Source organism: Streptomyces sp. NPDC048192 (assembly GCF_043202415.1).
In the GTDB taxonomy this organism is placed as follows: Bacteria; Actinomycetota; Actinomycetes; order Streptomycetales; family Streptomycetaceae; genus Streptomyces.
Map to the genome: position 1 here is coordinate 508,637 of NZ_JBIDAL010000003.1, position 18,377 is coordinate 527,013.

General features: G+C 70.6%; 13 protein-coding genes and 1 pseudogene. 4 read left to right on the forward strand and 10 right to left on the reverse strand.

Going from position 1 to position 18,377, the window contains the following annotated elements; all coding sequences use genetic code 11:
* The first annotated feature begins 95 nt into the window (after positions 1–95).
* The gene (locus ACGFZN_RS07940) at positions 96–2,180 is read left to right on the forward strand and encodes a carbohydrate-binding module family 20 domain-containing protein (RefSeq protein ID WP_393857607.1); all 2,085 of its coding nucleotides are present in this window, start codon (positions 96–98) and stop codon (positions 2,178–2,180) included.
* 52 nt (positions 2,181–2,232) lie between these two features.
* Here ACGFZN_RS07940 and ACGFZN_RS07945 read toward each other — a convergent pair whose 3' ends face one another.
* The 5 genes from ACGFZN_RS07945 to ACGFZN_RS07965 form a co-directional block, all read right to left on the reverse strand.
* The gene (locus ACGFZN_RS07945; RefSeq protein ID WP_393857608.1) at positions 2,233–2,859 is read right to left on the reverse strand and encodes a hypothetical protein; all 627 of its coding nucleotides are present in this window, start codon (positions 2,857–2,859) and stop codon (positions 2,233–2,235) included.
* Between the two features lie 320 nt (positions 2,860–3,179).
* Positions 3,180–4,862 (reverse strand): glycoside hydrolase family 13 protein, encoded by a 1,683-nt coding sequence (locus ACGFZN_RS07950; protein ID WP_393857609.1) that lies wholly within the window; start codon positions 4,860–4,862, stop codon positions 3,180–3,182.
* Between the two features lie 181 nt (positions 4,863–5,043).
* Entirely contained in the window at positions 5,044–5,949 is a 906-nt protein-coding gene (locus ACGFZN_RS07955; RefSeq protein WP_393857610.1) for a sugar ABC transporter permease, read from the reverse strand.
* Positions 5,950–5,968: 19 nt separating this feature from the next.
* Positions 5,969–6,973, reverse strand: coding sequence for a carbohydrate ABC transporter permease (locus ACGFZN_RS07960; RefSeq protein WP_393857611.1), 1,005 nt, complete (start codon positions 6,971–6,973; stop codon positions 5,969–5,971).
* A gap of 99 nt (positions 6,974–7,072) precedes the next feature.
* On the reverse strand, positions 7,073–8,350 hold the full coding sequence (locus tag ACGFZN_RS07965) for an extracellular solute-binding protein (RefSeq protein WP_393857612.1): 1,278 nt from the start codon (positions 8,348–8,350) through the stop codon (positions 7,073–7,075).
* A gap of 342 nt (positions 8,351–8,692) precedes the next feature.
* Here ACGFZN_RS07965 and ACGFZN_RS07970 point away from each other — a divergent pair, with 342 nt between their 5' ends.
* Together ACGFZN_RS07970 and ACGFZN_RS07975 are read left to right on the forward strand one after the other, a co-directional pair.
* Positions 8,693–9,727 (forward strand): LacI family DNA-binding transcriptional regulator, encoded by a 1,035-nt coding sequence (locus ACGFZN_RS07970; RefSeq protein ID WP_393857613.1) that lies wholly within the window; start codon positions 8,693–8,695, stop codon positions 9,725–9,727.
* Between the two features lie 68 nt (positions 9,728–9,795).
* Positions 9,796–10,677: a phosphatase PAP2 family protein gene (locus ACGFZN_RS07975; protein ID WP_393857614.1), complete on the forward strand. Its 882-nt coding sequence runs from the start codon at positions 9,796–9,798 to the stop codon at positions 10,675–10,677.
* Here the strand turns inward: ACGFZN_RS07975 and ACGFZN_RS07980 are convergent.
* From ACGFZN_RS07980 to ACGFZN_RS07995, 4 genes and pseudogenes are all read right to left on the reverse strand, one after another.
* Positions 10,665–13,658, reverse strand: a complete 2,994-nt coding sequence (locus ACGFZN_RS07980; RefSeq protein WP_393857615.1) for a bifunctional [glutamine synthetase] adenylyltransferase/[glutamine synthetase]-adenylyl-L-tyrosine phosphorylase — start codon at positions 13,656–13,658, stop codon at positions 10,665–10,667. The genes ACGFZN_RS07975 and ACGFZN_RS07980 overlap by 13 nt on opposite strands.
* A 260-nt stretch (positions 13,659–13,918) precedes the next feature.
* On the reverse strand, positions 13,919–14,854 hold the full coding sequence (locus ACGFZN_RS07985; RefSeq protein ID WP_393857616.1) for a DUF72 domain-containing protein: 936 nt from the start codon (positions 14,852–14,854) through the stop codon (positions 13,919–13,921).
* A 77-nt stretch (positions 14,855–14,931) separates the two neighbouring features.
* A pseudogene (locus ACGFZN_RS07990) lies at positions 14,932–15,998 on the reverse strand (RNA-guided endonuclease InsQ/TnpB family protein).
* 82 nt (positions 15,999–16,080) lie between these two features.
* On the reverse strand, positions 16,081–16,482 hold the full coding sequence (locus ACGFZN_RS07995) for an STAS domain-containing protein (RefSeq protein ID WP_393857617.1): 402 nt from the start codon (positions 16,480–16,482) through the stop codon (positions 16,081–16,083).
* A 107-nt stretch (positions 16,483–16,589) separates the two neighbouring features.
* On the opposite strand from ACGFZN_RS07995, the gene ACGFZN_RS08000 reads away from it, so the two are divergent.
* A complete protein-coding gene (locus ACGFZN_RS08000) occupies positions 16,590–16,919 on the forward strand; it encodes a helix-turn-helix transcriptional regulator (RefSeq protein WP_393857618.1) in 330 nt (109 codons plus the stop codon).
* Between the two features lie 88 nt (positions 16,920–17,007).
* Here the strand turns inward: ACGFZN_RS08000 and glnA are convergent, their stop codons facing one another.
* A complete protein-coding gene (glnA, locus tag ACGFZN_RS08005; RefSeq protein WP_393857619.1) occupies positions 17,008–18,369 on the reverse strand; it encodes a type I glutamate--ammonia ligase in 1,362 nt (453 codons plus the stop codon).
* Positions 18,370–18,377: the final 8 nt, after the last annotated feature.

Below are 18,377 nucleotides of genomic sequence, written 5' to 3' on the forward strand. Positions count from 1 at the left end.
CATAGCAAGAAGTTTCAGCGCCACTCTTGACGTGCCCTTCTCAACTGCCTCACTCTCACCGGTTGTTGAACCCCCACACCTTTTCGGAGCCGCACATGACCGGAAACCGACACCGCACCCTCGGTCCGCCGGGGCCCGTCCGCCGCACGGCCGGCGCCGTGGCCGCCGGCGCGCTCGCCCTCGCCGGCGTGCTCGCCCTGCCGGCGTCGTCCGCGCAGGCGGACACCACCGCCAAGGGCGATGTGATCGCCAACCTCTGGGAGTGGAACTGGGACTCCGTCGCCTCGGAGTGCACCGATGTGCTGGGCCCGGCGGGTTACGGCGCGGTCCAGGTGGCGCCGCCCGAGGAGTCCCTCAAGCAGTCCTCGTACTACTGGTGGGACGTCTACCAGCCGTACTCCTACAGCCTGAACAGCCGCTTCGGCAGCCAGGCGAAGTTCGCCGCCATGATCAGCGCCTGCCACAAGGCCGGGGTGAAGGTCTACACGGACGCGGTGATCAACCACACCGCCGCGCAGACCGGCACCGGCTACAACGGCACGACCATCACCGACAAGTACACCACCCCGAACTGGTCGCGCGGCGACTACCACGACTCCAGCCAGTGCCCCACCTCGGACCTGACCATCCAGGACTACTCCAACCTGACCCAGGTCCAGAACTGCGAACTGCTGGGCATGCCCGACCTGAAGACCGGCTCGGACACCGTGCGGGCGGGGATCGCGGACTACCTCAACTCCCAGCTGGCCCTGGGCGTGGACGGCTTCCGGGTCGACGCGGCCAAGCACATCCCGGCGGCCGACCTCGCGGCGATCGAGGGCAAGCTGACCCACACCACCTCGGGGACCGCGCCGTACGTCTTCCAGGAGGTCTATCCGGGCGCCACCCCGCAGCCCAGCGACTACTACGGCACCGGCGACGTCCTGGACTTCACCTACGCCGCCAAGCTGAAGTCGGCGTTCCAGGGCAACGTGAGCGACCTGGCGTCGCTGTCGTCGTCCGGCATCCTGCCCGCCGCGAACTCGGTGTCCTTCGTGACCAACCACGACACCGAGCGCAACGGCACGGACATGTCGTACAAGGACGGCGACACCTACAAGCTCGCCAACCTCTTCCAGCTGGCCTACAAGTGGTCGACGCCGACGGTGTACGCCTCCTGGGAGTGGACGCAGAGCGACCAGGCCCCGCCGAACTCCGCCGGGTTCGTCACGAACACGGACTGCTCCGGGGGCGCCTGGTACTGCCTGGACCGGGACACCGCCGTGGTCGGCATGGTGGCCTGGCACAACGCGACCGACACGGCCGCGGTGTCCGACTGGCAGACCAAGTCGTCGTCCGTGATCGGCTTCGGGCGCAGCGGCAAGGGGTTCTTCGCCCTGAACAACGGCACCTCGGCGGCCACGTACACGTTCACGACGGGCATGGCCGACGGCACGTACCGCAACGTCGTCGACGGCGGCGCGACGGCGGTGACCGTCTCCGGCGGCAGCGCGTCGATCACGATCCCGGCGAAGAGCGCGGTCGCCTTCTACAACGGTTCCTACACCTGCACGGTGGGCTGCGGGGACGCGGGCGGCACCTCCGGTGACACGGTCAGCGCCACCTTCGACGAGTACGCGCCCACGACGTCCGGCACGGACGTGTACGTGAGCGGCTCGATCCCGGCCCTGGGCGGCTGGGACACCTCGAAGGCGGTCAAGCTGTCGTCCACCGGCTACCCGGTCTGGTCCGGCGAGGTGAACGTCCCGGTCAACACGTCCTTCACCTACAAGTACATAAAGAAGGACGCTTCGGGCAACGTCACCTGGGAGTCGAACGCCAACAGGTCGGCGGCCACCACCACGTCGGCACTCACCCTGGACAACTCCTGGAACGTGGCCGACACGGACGCCACCGACGTCACCTTCAACGAGAACGCCACGACCGACTGGGGCACCAACGTCTACGTCGTGGGCTCCCTGCCGTCCCTCGGCTCCTGGAACACCGGCGACGCGATCCCGCTGTCCTCGGCCGCGTACCCGAAGTGGAGCAGGCTGGTGATCGTCCCGAAGAACACGTCCTTCACCTACAAGTACCTCAAGAAGGACGCCTCCGGGAACGTGACCTGGGAGTCCGGCACGAACCGCTCGTACACGACGGGCAGTTCCTCCGGATACACCACCAGCGACACCTGGAAGTAGCAACCGGCGCGGCCGCGGGGCCTGACGTCCCCGCGGCCGCGCCCCCGCGCGGTCACTTCTTCGGATCGGTCACCGGCTGGGAGATCAGCCGTTTGACCCAGCGCTCGTTGAAGCCGGCCAGGATGCCGACCCCGATCCAGAAGAAGAAGGACTCCACCACCATCGGATCGGCGAACGGGTGCGCGGCCTTCAGCAGGTCCTCGCTGGGGTCCGGGAACACCGCGACGATGTGCCCCTTGACGAGGCTGATGATGCCGGCCGCGAAGATCCAGCCCAGCACGATGCGGAAGAACGCGTCCCTGCCGCTCGTCGTGCGATAGGACACCGGAAGCCCCGTCCCCATCCGCAGCAGCACGCTGAGCACCGCCCCGATGGTGCCGCCGCCGAGGCAGGCCAGGGCGTCCCGCAGCGCGAAGAACTCCTCCTCGGTGAGGTCGTGGCTGCCGACGAAGGCGTGCCGGAACGCGACGGCGATGTCCTTCATGCTCAGCCCCACCGCGATGAGCAGCACGATGCTCGCGATCGCCCCCAGGCACAGCCCCCAGGCGTAGCGCTTGCGGGCCCTGATCCCCGCCGACTCCACGATGTACTTCTCGATGCCCGCCTTCCGGGGGGCGAGCACGCCGTGCACGGCGTCCGGCCCGGCGGCGCGCGCCGCACTGCACGCGCCGACGATCATCTTCCGGACCATCCTCCCGGTCCCGCTCGGTCAGATGCGGTTCCGCTTCCCATTCCATGGCCTCGATCTCGGCGGCGAGCAGCGGTTCCGCCTGCTGGATCTCCGGCCAGTACGCGACGGCTTCGGCGAGCGGCGTCAGGCCGCTCTCCGTGCGCTGCTCCCCCATGGCGACCGTCTCCCCCGACGCACGACAGGCCCTGCCGTGTGTGTACTACCAACTCCCGTGCGCGGCAACCAAAACGGGCGAAACGGCGGCCGGGAGCGGGAAGGGCGAAGGCCCGCCGCGTGGCGGCGGGCCTTCGCCTCGTGTCACTGCGCCGTCACTGCGCCGTGGTCCACCAGACGGTCGTGTCGGCCGGGACCTTCGTCTCGTCGTCGGTCTCGGTCACCTCGCCGCTGGCGAGCAGCACCCGGCCGTACACCGGGGTCGTCACCGACTCCCCGGTGGTGTTGGTGACGCAGACGAACTCGCCGCGCCGGAAGGCCAGGACGCCCTCGGGGGCGCGCAGCCACTCCACGGCGTCGCCCGCGCCCAGGTCGGGCCGGGTGCGGCGGGCGGCCAGCGCGGCCCGGTACAGCTCCAGCGTCGAGCCGGCGACGCCGGTCTGCGCCTCCACGCTCAGCTCGCCCCAGCCGGCCGGCTGGGGCAGCCAGCTGCCGCCGCTGCCGAAGCCGTAGGAGGAGCCCTCTCGCGTCCACGGGATCGGCACGCGGCAGCCGTCGCGGAAGCCGTCCTGGCCGGCGCCGCGGAAGTACGCCGGGTCCTGGCGCACCTCGTCGGGCAGGTCGACGACGTCCGGCAGGCCCAGCTCCTCGCCCTGGTAGATGTACGCCGAGCCGGGCAGCGCCAGCATGAGGAGGGTGGCGGCGCGCGCCCTGCGCAGGCCCAGCTCCCGGTCTCCGGCCGTGCGGATCTGGGTGCCGACGCCGGGCGGGTTGGCGAAGCGGGTGGCGTGCCGGGTGACGTCGTGGTTGGACAGCACCCAGGTGGCCGGGGCGCCGACGGGGCGCATGGCCTCCAGGGTGCGGTCGATGACCGTACGGAGGTCCTTCGCGTCCCACTCCGTCGACAGGTACTGGAAGTTGAAGGCCTGGTGCAGCTCGTCCGGGCGGACGTAGTTCGCGGTGCGCTCGACGGTCGGGGTCCAGGCCTCGGCCACGAAGATGCGCTCACCGGAGTACTCGTCCAGGATGCGGCGCCACTGGCGGTAGATCTCGTGCACGCCGTCCTGGTCGAAGAACGGCATGACATCGTTGCCCAGCAGCTTGAGCTGGTCGTGGGCGCCGAGGTCGGGCAGGCCGTCGGCCTTCACCAGGCCGTGGGCCACGTCGATGCGGAAGCCGTCGACGCCCATGTCCAGCCAGAAGCGCAGGATCGAGCGGAACTCGTCGCCGACGGCCGGGTGCTCCCAGTTGAAGTCGGGCTGCTCGGGCGCGAACAGATGCAGGTACCACTCGCCGGGCGTGCCGTCCGGTTCCGTCACCCGGGTCCAGGCCGGGCCGCCGAAGATGGACTCCCAGTCGTTGGGCGGCAGTTCGCCGTTCCTCCCCTTGCCGGGGCGGAAGTGGTAGCGCTCCCGCAGCGGGGAGCCGGGGCCCTCGGCGAGGGCGCGCCTGAACCACTCGTGCTGGTCGGAGGAGTGGTTGGGGACGAGGTCGACGATGATCCTGAGCCCCAGCTCGTGGGCGTCGCGGATCAGCGCGTCGGCGTCCAGGAGGTTGCCGAACATCGGGTCGACGGCACGGTAGTCGGCGACGTCGTAGCCGGCGTCGGCCTGCGGGGAGGCGTAGAAGGGGCTGAGCCACACGGCGTCCACGCCCAGGTCGCGCAGGTGCGGCAGGCGGGAGCGTACGCCCTCCAGGTCGCCCATGCCGTCGCCGTTGCTGTCGGCGAAGCTGCGCGGATAGACCTGGTAGATGACCGCGTCCCGCCACCAGTCGCGACGGCGGTCGGTGACGGCGACGGAGCGGGGGGCCGGTGCGGCGGTGTGCTGCTGGCTCATGGCGTCCTTGAGAGGTAAACGGGTTCGGGTCATGGGCGCGTGGATGCGGTACGGCTGCGGAGACGGACCGGGGAACGGATGCGAGGCGGCCGCGGTGTCAGCGGGGTCGGATCGGCACCGCGGCCGCCTACCCGCGCCCGACTGGGGCGCGGGGGCAGGGGGCCTTCTTCAAAAGCGGCCGTCAGCCCTTGGTGCCGCCGGCGGTGAGGCCGGTGACGAGGTTCTTCTGCACGAGGTAGAAGAACACCGACACGGGTATCGCGATCAGCACCGCGGTGGCGGCCATGTAGTTCCACTGGGCGTCGTGCTCGCTGACGAAGGTCTGCAGGCCGACGGCGAAGGTGTACTTGGAGTCGTCCAGCATGAAGGTCGTCGCGAAGGCGACCTCGCCGACGGCGGTGATGAAGTTGTAGAAGGCGGCGACGGCCAGGCCCGGCCGGGCCAGCGGCAGGATCAGCCGGAAGAACGTGCCGAACGGGCTGAGCCCGTCGACGCGTCCGGCCTCGTCGATCTCGAAGGGGATGGTGTCGAAGTACCCCTTGAGCAGCCAGGCGCTGTACGGCACGGCCGTGGTGCAGTTGATGATGATCAGCGCCCAGTAGGTGTCGATGAGGTCGAGCCGGCTGAAGATCTCGTACATCGGCACGATCAGGATGGCGATCGGGAAGGCCTGGGTGAGCAGCAGGACCCACATCAGCTGCTTGTAGCCGGGAAAGCGCATCCGGGAGACCGCGTACCCGGTGGTGGCGGCGACGAGGACGCCGATCAGGGTGGTGCCGAGGGCCACGATCATCGTCGACTTGAACCAGTCGAAGAACCCGGTGTGCTGCAGCACGAAGCTGTAGTTGGAGAAGCCGGCCTTGGCGGCGATCTTGCCCGGGTGCAGGTAGTCGTCCTTGTCGGGCCCGAGCGACAGGTAGATCAGCCAGGCCACCGGGGCGAGCGCGATCAGGCTCGCGACGGCGAGGCCGCCGTGCAGCAGGGCGGCGCCGAGCGGGCCGCGTTCGCCGCGCCGGCGCACACGCCGCGGGGGCTGTGCGGCCGGGGCGGGACCGGCCTCGGTCTTTTCCAGGGTCGTGGTGCTCATGGCGGCGGCTCCTGCGGCGTCAGACGGCGAGCTGGTCATTGCGCTTCAGCCAGCGGAAGTAGAAGGAGGTGAAGACGGTGATGATGGACAGCAGCAGTACGCCGTACGCGGCGGACTGGGCGAAGTCGCGCGGCTGCTGTCCGAAGCCCAGGAAGTAGGCCCAGGTGACGAGGATCTGTGCGTCGGGGGCGCTGGTCGGGCCGAACAGCAGGAAGATGATGGCGAACTGGTTGAAGGTCCAGATGATGCCGAGCAGGACGACGGTGGAGCTGACGGACCGCAGCCCCGGCAGGGTGACGTGCCGGAACCGCTGCCAGGCGGTCGCGCCGTCCATCTCGGCGGCCTCGTACAGCGAGGAGTCGATGGACTGCAGTCCGCCGAGCAGCGAGAGCATCATGAACGGCACACCGCACCAGGTGTTGACCATGATCGCGGCGAACCGCTGCCAGAAGGTGTCCTCCAGCCACTGCGGCTGGGGCAGATGCACCGCGTGCAGGATCTGGTTGATCACTCCGGAGTCGGAGAGCATGATCCGCCAGGAGAAGACGGTGACGAAGGTCGGCACCGCCCAGGGCAGGACCAGCAGCACCCGGTAGAAGGTGCGGCCGCGCAGCTTCTCGTTGAGCATGAGCGCGAGGCCCAGGCCGATCGTGTAGTGCAGGGCGACGCAGGCGGCCGTCCACACGACGGTCCAGATGAAGTGCGACCAGAACCGGTCGTACGACAGCGGGCCGAACAGGATGTCCTTGTAGTTGCCGAACCCGATGAACTTGTACGTCGCCGGGATGTGGTTGACGCCGATCGTGCGGGCCGAGTTCAGGCTGTTGGCGTCGGTGAGGGTCAGGTAGACGCCGCGGAGCAGCGGGTAGCCCACGATCACGGCGAGCACGACGACCACCGGTGCGATCATCGCGTAGGCGTACCAGTACCTCTGGTAGCCGTTCTTGATGCGCTGCCCCAGCCCGGGCCGAGGCGCGCGGTCACCGCGGCGCTTGCCGGTCGCGCGGTCGATGGCGACTGTCATGGTTCGACACCTTCAAAGGATCAAGGAGTTGGCCGGGCACAGGGCGGTGGCCGTCGGATCCTTCCCCTCCTGAGCGAGGATCCGACGGCCGACCGGGTGTCACTTGCTGAAGTCGGGCACCAGCTTGCCGATGGCGGCCTCGGCGTTGCTCAGGCCCTGGTCCAGCGACTCCTTGCCGCCGGCGATCTTCGGCAGCTCGGTGTCGAGCGGACCCCACAGGGAGCTGTACTCGGGCAGCGCCGGGCGGGGCTGGGCGGCCGGCAGCACGGACTGGTAGCCGGCGATGCCGGGGTCGGCCTTGACCTGGGCGGTGTAGGCGTCGGAGCGGGTCGGCAGGGTGGAGTTCTTCAGGGCGATGGTCTCCTGGGAGGACGCCGAGGTCATGAACTTCACGAACTTCAGCGCCGCCTCCTGGTGGGCCTTGTCCGAGCCGGCGTAGACCGAGAGGTTGTGGCCGCCGGTCGGGGCGCCCGCCTTGCCGGTGGAGCCGGCCGGGACGGTGGCGATGCCCAGGTTGGACTTGTCCTTGAAGGCGCTGCCCTTGTAGAAGTTCGTGATCTCCCAGGGACCCTGGATGATCGCGGCGACCTTGCCGTTGACGAACGCGTCCTGGATGTGGGCGTAGGCGTCGGCGGTGGTGTCGGCCTTGTGCAGGCCCTTGCCGGAGAAGGTGCTCAGCCAGGTGCCGTAGGCCTTCTTCGCGGCCGGCGAGTCGACGGTGATCTTCTTGGCCGAGGCGTCGACGGTGTCGGTGCCCTCGCCGTACAGGAAGGTCTGCGCGTAGTAGGCCTGGGTCGAGCCCCAGTAGCCGTACTGGCCGGTCTTGGCCTGGATCTTGGCGGCGTCGGACTTCAGCTCGTCCCAGGTCTTGGGCGCCTCGGTGATGCCGGCCTTCTTGAACAGGGCCTTGTTGTAGACGAGGGCCAGGGTGTCGGTGACCAGCGGCACGCCGTAGGTCTTGCCCTGGTACTGCGCCTGCTGGAGCAGGCTGGGCTGGAACTTGGCCTGGTCGGCGAGGGCCTCGGTGCCGTCCAGCGGCAGGAAGTAGCCCTTCTTCGCGAAGGCGGGGGTCCAGCCGACCTCCGAGCGCAGCACGTCCGGGGCGCCCTTGGAGCCGGCCGCGGTGTCGAACTTGTTCTGCGCCTGGTCGAAGGGGACGTCGACGTACTTGACCTTGATGTTCTTGTTGGCGGCCTCGAACTTCTGGACCAGGGCCTTGTACGTCGGCGCCTCGTTCGTGGCGTTGGAGGTGTCCCACCAGGTGATGGTGACCGGGCCGTCCGACTTGCCGCTGCCGCTGTCGCTCCCGCTGCCGCAGGCCGTCGCCGCCAGGGCGAGGGACGCCACCAGCGCGGAGGCCGCTATGCCACGCCGCATGAGTTCTCCTTGAGGGTTAAAGCCCGTGATGCAGGGCGGTCCCGTCCGCCGTCCCTGCCGTCTTGCCGACTGCGCCGTTGCGGCCGCCGGGCGACCAGGAACGTAACAGCGTTGTAAGCGTTGCGAAAGACCTTGCAGAAAAAAAGTGCAAGGGAACACGATGGTTACCCTGTCGTTACCGCTCAGCAGTCGGCCGACACGTGTGCAAGACTCTGCAAGCTCTTGCCACCATCCATGCGAGGGAGCCCGATGAGGCAGCAACCCAGGGCGGGCCGTCCGGCCGCTCGAACCCGGCGTCCCGTCGGTGTGCAAGGCGGCATACGCCCGGTACAGTCCAGTGCCGTGACCACACGGCTTGCCGACATCGCTGCGCAGGCGGGGGTGAGCGAAGCGACCGTCAGCCGGGTCCTGAACGGGAAGCCGGGCGTCGCCGCCACCACCCGCCAGTCCGTGCTGGCCGCGCTGGACGTGCTGGGCTACGAGCGGCCGGTGCGGCTGCGGCAGCGCAGCGAGGGCCTGGTCGGGCTGATCACCCCCGAGCTGGAGAACCCGATATTCCCGGCCCTGGCCCAGGTCATCGGCCAGGCGCTGACCCGCCAGGGATACACGCCGGTGCTCGCCACGCAGACCCCGGGCGGCTCGACCGAGGACGAGCTGACCGAGATGCTGGTGGACCGCGGGGTCGCCGGGATCATCTACGTCTCCGGGCTGCACGCGGACACCACCGCCGACATGTCCCGCTATGAGCGGCTGCGGGCGCAGGGCGTGCCGTACGTGCTGGTGGACGGGTTCTCGCCGCAGGTGCAGGCGCCGTTCATCTCCCCCGACGACCGGGCCGCGATGACGCTCGCGGTGACCCATCTGGTGTCGCTCGGACACACCCGGATCGGGCTCGCCCTCGGGCCGAAGCGGTTCGTGCCGGTGCAGCGCAAGATCGAGGGCTTCGTCCGGGCCGTGCAGGACCAGTTGGGGTTCACCGCCGAGGCGGTCGAGTCCGAGCTGATCCAGCACTCGCTGTACACGCTGGAGGGCGGGCAGGCCGCCGCGACCGCCCTGATCGAGCGGGACTGCACGGCCGTGGTGTGCGCCAGCGACATGATGGCGCTCGGCGCCATACGGGCCGCCCGGCAGCGGGGTCTTGAGGTGCCGCAGGACGTGTCGGTGGTGGGTTTCGACGACTCCCCGCTGATCGCCTTCACCGACCCGCCGCTGACCACGGTCCGCAAGCCGGTGCCGGCGATGGGACAGGCCGCGGTGCGCACGCTGCTGGAGGAGATCGGCGGGACGCCCGCGCCGCACAGCGAGTTCGTGTTCATGCCGGAGCTGGTGGTGCGCGGTTCGACGGCTTCGGCGCCGCATGTCGTCCGTACGTCGTAGAAGGTGCGGCCCGGACCCGACCTTGGGATGATCGGTCGAGGACGCCTTTTCTGGCAGACTTGATGGCTATGAGTGACTCGACCGTGACGCAGTCGGAAGGTCGCGAGGAGGTGGCCGTTCCGGGTTCCGTCACGGACGAGGTCGAGCACGGGGCAGGCGGCGGTCTCGTGGGCCGGCTGAGGCGCCCGCGGCGGCCCCGGCTCTGGTTCGAGATCCTTCTGATCGCGGTGAGTTACTGGACGTACTCACTGATCCGCAACGCCGTCCCGGAGCAGCGGGGCAAGGCGCTGCGCAACGCCGACTGGGTGTGGCGCGCCGAGCACCATCTGGGCATCGCCGCCGAGCAGTCCGTCAACCACACGGTGAACTCGGTGACTTGGCTGATCGTCGGTATGAACTACTACTACGCCACGCTGCACTTCGTGGTCACGATCGGCGTGCTGGTGTGGCTGTACCGGTGGCATCCGGGACGGTACTCGGCGGCCCGTCTGGCGCTGTTCGCCACGACCGGTGTGGCCCTGCTCGGTTACTACCTGTTCCCGCTCGCGCCGCCGCGGCTGATGCGCGGCGGGCACTTCGTGGACACGGTCATGGTCCACCACACCTGGGGCTCGATGGCCTCCGGCGACCTGAAGGACATGTCCAACCAGTACGCCGCGATGCCGTCGATGCACATCGGCTGGTCGCTGTGGTGCGGGCTGACGGTGTTCGCGCTGGCGTCCGTGCCGTGGGCGCGGGTCCTCGGCCTGCTCTACCCGGCGGCCACCCTGCTGGTCATCGTGTCCACCGCCAACCACTTCTGGCTGGACGCGGTGGGCGGCGTGCTGTGCCTGGCGTTCGGGTTCGCCGTGGCGCGCTGCTGGTTCGGGGCGCTGCCCCACGCCCTGCCGAGACGGGCGCCGGCGCCGCTCCGGGCGGCGGAGCCGGCGCCGTCCGCTCAGTCCGCGTAGAACAGTTCCTCCACCACCGTGCGGGCCCTGCGGGCGGTACGGCGGTAGGCGTCCAGCATGTCCCCGGCGTGGCCGGCGCCGTAACCCAGATAGCGGCCCACGGCGGCCAGCTCGCGGGGCTCGGTGGGGAAGGTGTCCCCGGCCCGGCCGCGCACCAGCATCACCGCGTTGCGCACCCGCGTCGCCAGCACCCAGGCCTCGTCCAGGATCTCGGCCTCCTCCGCGGACAGCAGCCCGGCGTCGCGGGCGGCGGCCAGCGCCTCGCGGGTCCGGGTGGTGCGCAGACCGGGCTGCTCCCAGCCGTGCCTCAGCTGGAACAGCTGGACGGTCCACTCGACGTCGGACAGCCCGCCCGGGCCCAGCTTGGTGTGCAGCTTCGGGTCGGCGCCGCGCGGCAGCCGCTCGGACTCCATCCGGGCCTTCAGCCGGCGGATCTCGCGCACGGCGTCCTCGCCGAGCCCGCCGCGCGGATAGCGCAGGGGGTCGATCAGCCCGGTGAAGCGGCGGCCCAGCTCCTCGTCCCCGGCGACCGGCTCGGCCCGCAGCAGCGCCTGCGACTCCCAGACCAGGGACCAGCGGCGGTAGTACGCCTCGTACGACTTCAGGGTGCGCACCAGCGGGCCCGACTTGCCCTCCGGGCGCAGGTCGGCGTCGATGAGCAGCGGCGGGTCGGCGCTGGGCAGCGCCAGCAGGCGGCGCATCTCGGCGACGACCTTGTTCGCGGCGGCGGACGCCTCGTGCTCGTCCACGCCGTCCTGCGGCTCGTGCACGAAGACGACGTCCGCGTCGGAGCCGTAGCCCAGCTCGTGTCCGCCGAACCGGCCCATCCCTATGATCGCGAACCGGGTGGGCAGCGTGTCGCCCCAGCCGTCGCGGACCACGGCGCGCAGGGTGCCGGCGAGGGTGGCCGCGGTGAGGTCGGAGACGGCCGCCCCGACCCGGTCCACCAGGGCGCCCTGGTCGGCCTCGGCGGGGCTGGTCTCGGTGCCGTAGGAGCCGACGATGTCGGCGGCGGCCGTGCGGAACAGCTCGCGGCGGCGCACGCCGCGGGCCGCGGTGACGCCCTGCCCGGCGTTCTCGGCGCGGCCGACGGCGGCGAGGATCTCCTGCTCGAGCGCGGCGCGTCCGCGCGGTGCGAGGCCGCCGCCGTCGCCGTCGCCGAGCAGGGCCACCGCCTCGGGGGCGCGCATCAGCAGGTCGGGGGCGAGGCGGCCCGCCGACAGCACACGGGCCAGGTTCTCGGCGGCCGCGCCCTCGTCGCGCAGCAGGCGCAGGTACCAGGGGGTCTTGCCGAGCGCGTCGGAGACCTTGCGGAAGTTCAGCAGGCCCGCGTCCGGGTCCGCGGAGTCCGCGAACCAGCCGAGCAGGACCGGCAGCAGGGTGCGCTGGATCGCCGCCTTGCGGGTCACGCCGGAGGCCAGGGCCTCCAGGTGGCGCAGGGCGGCCGCCGGGTCCGCGTAGCCGAGGGCGACCAGGCGCTCGCGGGCCGCCTCGGCGCTCAGCCGGGCCTCGCCCGGGGCCAGCTGGGCCACCGCGTCGAGCAGCGGCCGGTAGAAGAGCTTCTCGTGCAGCCGGCGTACGACGCCCGTGTGCCGCTTCCACTCGCGGTTCAGCTCGGCCACCGGGTCCGTGCGCAGGCCCAGGGAGCGGCCCAGCCGCCGCTGGTCCTCCTCCGCCGCGGGCACGAGGTGGGTGCGGCGCAGGCGGTAGAGCTGGATGCGGTGTTCCATCGAGCGCAGGAAGCGGTACGCCTCGTCCAGGCGGGCGGCGTCGTCGCGGCCGACGTAGCCTCCGGCGGCCAGGGCGTGCAGGGCGTCGAGGGTGGTGCCGCTGCGCAGGGACTGGTCGGTGCGGCCGTGCACCAACTGCAGGAGCTGGACGGCGAATTCGACGTCGCGCAGGCCGCCGGGGCCGAGTTTCAGCTCGCGGTCGATCTCGGCGGCGGGGATGTTCTCGACGACGCGGCGGCGCATCTTCTGCACGTCCGCGACGAAGTTCTCGCGCTCGGCCGCCTTCCACACCAGGGGCTGGAGCGCGTCCACGTAGGCCTGGCCGAGTTCGGCGTCCCCCGCGACCGGGCGGGCCTTGAGGAGGGCCTGGAACTCCCAGGTCTTCGCCCAGCGTTGGTAGTAGGCGAGGTGGGAGGAGAGGGTGCGCACCAGGGGGCCGTTGCGGCCCTCGGGGCGCAGGTTGGCGTCCACGGGCCAGATGGAGCCCTCGACGGTCGTCTCCGAGCAGATCCGCATGAGGTGGGAGGCGAGACGGGTGGCGGCCTTGAGGGCCTCGGTCTCGGTGCTCTGCTCGGTGGCCTCCGCCACGAAGATCACGTCGACGTCGGAGACGTAGTTCAGCTCGTGGCCGCCGCACTTGCCCATCGCGATCACCGCGAGGCGGCAGGCGGCGGCGTCCTCGGGCGCGTTCTGCCGCGCCAGCGCCAGGGCCGCGCGGAGGGTGGCGGTGGCGAGGTCGGCGAGTTCGGCGGCCGCCTCGGCGACGTCCGTGGTGCCGCAGACGTCGCGGGCGGCGATGGACAGCAGGCAGCGGCGGTAGGCGACGCGGAGGGTGACGGGGTCGGTGGCCTCGGCCAGGCCGCGTTCGAACTCCTCGACGCCGGGGTGGAGGTCCCTCGGCTCGTAGGTGACCAGGGCCTGCCAGTCGGCGGGGTGGCGGGCCAGGTGGTCGGCGAGGGCCGCGGAGGCGCCGAGCACGCCGAGGAGGCGGTCGCGCAGGGGCTTGGCCGCGATGAGGGTGTCCAGCAGTTCCCGGTGGGCGGTGGGCGTCGGCTGGGCCTCCAGGAGGCGGACCAGGCCGTGCAGGGCGAGGTCGGGGTCGGCGGTGGCGCCGAGGGCTTCCAGGAGGACGGGGTCGTTGCGGACGGGGGCGAGTTCCGGGCCGTCCAGGAGGTGCTCGGCGGCGGAGGGGTCGGTGAAGCCGTGTCGGAGCAGGCGGGTGAAGGTGCTGCTTCTGCGCCCCGGCGTCATGTCCGTGGCCTCCCCTCGATGCGGTCTTCCTGGCCAGAGCCTAACTGGAGGGGAGCCGGCGGGCTTGGGGGGCTTGGGCCGGCGGGGTCGGGGGCTTGGGTGGCTGGGGGCGTCTGGGTAAGAAGGCGGCTGGGGGCGGCGGGCGGTGCGCGGCACGGGGGTCCATGCGGGTGCTTGCGCCCCTGCGGGTGCTGTGGGTCCGCGGTGCGGTGGCCTGTGCCCGCAGGGACTCGCGCTGCGGGAGCGCCTGCGGTTGGTTTTCAGTCGGTGCCGCCGAAGGTGGGGTCCGGCCTCGGCCCGGCGCGGTGTCCGTCTTCGCCGGCTGCTGCGGGCGGACACCGCCCGGTACGGCCGCTTCCCTCCGCACGCGGTCGCGGCACCGTCGTGGTCAGCAGGGCGTGCGCCGCGTTCGGCGCCGCGTCGCCGCAGCAGTTGTTGAAGAGGGCGTGGACCTCCTCGGCCGCCGCCGCGAGGGACCGGATGCGGGGCAGCCACTCGGTGAGTTCGGCGGTGGTGTAGGTGTGCCGGAAGCGGTCCTCCTTGCTGCCCGTGCCCCAGTGCGGGCTGCGGCCGTGGAAGCGGATCACGGCCAGGCGGGGCGTGGTCACGGGGGCCGTCGGGGGGAGGCCGGGGGCGTCGACGGCCACGGCCGTGGCGTCCAGGTCCCTGAGGAAGGCGGCCGTACGGTCGCTGCGCCACCAGGCGGGGTTGCGGAACTCCACGGCGAAGGGCCACTCCCGGGCGCGTTCCCTGGCGGCGCGGATGAAGGCCTCGGCGTCCGGGCCGGGGGTCAGGGCCGGCGGGTACTGGAAGAGGAGGGTGCCCAGGCGGCCGGAGTCGCGCAGGGGGGCGACGGCCTCGGCGTAGCGGGTCCAGACCTCGTTCAGGAGGCCCTCGTCGCGGGGGCGGTCGCGTAAGTCCCGGGGCAGGGCGGCGGGGCGGGTGGGGTGGCCGGTGAGGAGGGAGAAGGCCTTGACGTCGAAGCGGAAGCCGGGCGGGGTGCGCTCCGCCCAGAGCCGGGTGGTGCGGGGCGCGGGGAGGGCGTAGTACGGGGAGTCGGCCTCGACGACGGGGAAACGGGTCGCGTAGTGGCGCAGCCGGCCCTCCGGGTCGCGGTGGCCGGGCGGGTACCAGCCGCTCGTCAGGAGTGCGCGGTCGGTCCAGCCGCAGGTGCCCACGAGGATCCTCGCTGTCATGGGGCGCAGGTACCCGGCGTTCATCCGCTCTTCACCCCCGGGGACGGCCTTCACCGGTTCCTCGAGCACGCCGTACATCAACTCGGTCGACTACTGGAACCCAAGGTTCCCGAGCTTGCACAACGGGCATCACCGGCGGTGATGCTGCGTCTGCGTCCAGCCCCACCCTTGGTTTTCGGGGGCGGGGCAGGGGCCGTCGACTGGGCCCCGCATCGCCACAACTCACATGCACCGGCACGGATGTTGCGGGAGCCGTTCCGGTCTGCGTGATCAACGAATCCGCAGTTCCGGCACGCGAAGCGGGAGGTGTAGGCCGGATCGACGTACACCACCGGCACCCCTGCCCGGCGGGCCTTGTACGCGATGAACGCCCCCAACTGAGAGAACGACCAGCTGGAGTGGGTGGCCCGTTGGGGCCTACGAAGCCGTACCCGCTCACGGATGCCCGTCAGGTCTTCCAGGGCAATACCGCGACCGGTGCGTTCAGCCTCGGCCACCACATGCTTCGCGATCTTGTGGTTGATGTCTCTGGCCCGCCGGGCCTGTTCACTATGCCCAGGTCGATCCCCAGGAAGTCCACCGGGTCGGTGTTCGTCGGCGCTTCAGGCACCTCGCAGGTGGCGTGCAGGAACCACATGCCGTCCCGGCACAACAGGTCGGACTCTCCTTTGCGGTACAACGCCAACGTGGCCAGTTGTTCCGGAGAGGCGGTGAACGCCACGTCCCTCACGCGCCCGTGCAGGGTCCAGACGGAGACCCGGCGATTCGCAATCTGCCAGGACAGCATCCGGTCGTCGTACGGCTGAGCCGCCTCGGCCCGGAAGGCGATCGGCTTCGCCGTGGCCTGCCGGTACCGCTTCGAGCCGGGCCTGCCCGGATTCCCGCCCTGCCTGTGGGCCCTCAACGCGGCGTACGCGTCACAAACCTTCTTGATCACATGCTGCGCAGCCTGCGCGCCCAGGCGCCACCGGGCCCTGATCTCGGCGTAGGTGTGCCTGCGCAGTACGAAGGACCTCTTCACACCCGTTTTATGAGCGACCTCGCTGACCCAGTCGGCGGCCTCGTTGCAAGCGCGCAGGGTCGCTCCGAGCGCCGTGGCCTGGTCCGGCGTCGGCAGCAATTTGACCTGCACCACCAGCTTCACGATCACTGAATGTATGCACATCGGCGACTCAGAGGCACACGTTCGACTGCTGGCCGAGTCCAGAAGCGTGGACGACCAGGGCTCAGGATGCGGCGGCCTCCTCCACGGTCTCCCTGATCTCCAGGACGGTGTCGGCTCCGGTGATCTCGAGCAGCCGCTGGAGCTGCCACGGCGGTGCGGCCACCCGCAGGGTGCCCGTCTGGTGAGTGAGGATCAGCAGATTGAGGAACGAGGAGTCCGCGAAGGCGACACCGGAGGCGTCCAGGACCACCTTCGGATGCTTCCGGGCGGCGGCGTCGAGCGCGTCCGCCAGAGGCTCGATCGACTGCATGTCATAGCAGCCGCGGGCGGCGACGACCCAGGCGCCGCCCCGTTCGTACTGGGCCACCCCGGTTTCCGGGCCAGGTCCGTCGGCCCGGTACGAGCCCTGCGTGCCGCCGGCGTCGCTCGTGAGTCCTGCCATGCCGGCCTCGTCCCAGGACACCTTCGGGCTCCTTCCGTGGTGCTTCATCGCAGAAGGGCGTCAGCGATTACCTGAAATCTATGTCATGTATCTAGGTTCCGGCAACGGCCTCCCCTAAAATGCGGGGCATGGTTGGAGTGCCGGAACCTCACACAGGATGGACGTTCATCACCAACCACGCGCGCGTGCTGGCGGCCATCGCCGACAACCCGAACATCCGGATCCGCGACATCGCCGCCCGCTGCCGGCTCACGGAGCGCGCCGTCCAGCGCATCATCTCCGACCTCGAGCAGGACGGTTACCTCTCCCACACCCGGGACGGGCGCACGAACACCTACCGCATCGAGCCGGACAAGGTGCTGCGCCATCCCGCGGAAGCCGGCCTGACCGTGGCCTCGCTGCTCTCCCTGCTCGTGCGGGACGAGAGCGAGCGCGTCAGAAGGCCGGTCGCCCAGTAGCCCGGAACGCACGCAGGGGCGACCGGACCGGCGGCTCATGCCCGCCGACCCCGCCGCCCCTGCGCCGGAAACCCGCCCCGGCCTGCGCCTACAGCACCGGCAGGTTCTTCTTCAGCTCGAACGCGGTGACCTCCGAGCGGTACTCCTCCCACTCCTGGCGCTTGTTGCGCAGGAAGAAGTCGAAGACGTGCTCGCCGAGGGTCTCGGCGACCAGGTCGCTGCTCTCCATGAGGGTCAGGGCCTCGCCGAGGTTCTGCGGGAGCGGTTCGATGCCCATCGCGCGGCGCTCGGCGTTGGACAGGGCCCAGACGTCGTCCTCGGCGCCCGGCGGGAGCTCGTAGCCCTCCTCGATGCCCTTCAGGCCCGCGGCCAGGAGGACGGCATAGGCCAGGTACGGGTTGGCGCCCGAGTCGAGGGAGCGGACCTCCACGCGCGCGGAGCCGGTCTTGCCGGGCTTGTACATCGGGACGCGGACCAGGGCGCTGCGGTTGTTGTGGCCCCAGCAGATGTACGACGGGGCCTCGCCGCCCGCGCCGGCCGTGCGCTCGGAGCCGCCCCAGATGCGCTTGTAGGAGTTCACCCACTGGTTGGTGACCGCGGAGATCTCCGCCGCGTGCTTCAGCAGGCCCGCGATGAAGGAGCGGCCGACCTTGGAGAGCTGGTACTCGGCGCCCGATTCGTAGAACGCGTTCCGGTCGCCCTCGAAGAGGGACAGGTGGGTGTGCATGCCGGAGCCGGGGTGCTCGGAGAACGGCTTCGGCATGAAGGTCGCCTGCACCCCCTGCTCCAGCGCCACCTGCTTCATGACCAGGCGGAACGTCATGATGTTGTCGGCCGTGGACAGCGCGTCGGCGTAGCGCAGGTCGATCTCCTGCTGGCCGGGGGCGCCCTCGTGGTGGGAGAACTCCACCGAGATGCCCATCGACTCCAGCATGGTGATCGCCTGGCGGCGGAAGTCCATGCCGACGTTGGTCGGGGTGTGGTCGAAGTAGCCCGAGTTGTCCGCCGGGGTGGGGCGGGAGCCGTCCAGCGGCCTGTCCTTCAGCAGGAAGAACTCGATCTCGGGGTGGGTGTAGAAGGTGAAGCCCAGGTCGGAGGTGCGGGCCAGGGCGCGCTTGAGCACGTACCGCGGGTCGGCGAAGGACGGCGAGCCGTCCGGCATGAGGATGTCGCAGAACATGCGGGCGGTGCCGGGGGTCTCCGCGCGCCAGGGCAGGACCTGGAACGTCGACGGGTCGGGCTTGGCGATCATGTCGGACTCGTAGACCCGGGCGAAGCCCTCGATGGCGGAGCCGTCGAAGCCGATGCCCTCGTCGAAGGCCTGCTCCAGCTCGGCGGGGGCCACGGCGACGGACTTCAGGAAGCCCAGCACGTCCGTGAACCACAGGCGTACGAACCGGATGTCGCGCTCCTCCAGTGTCCGGAGCACGAACTCCTGCTGCTTGTCCATCTTCCGAT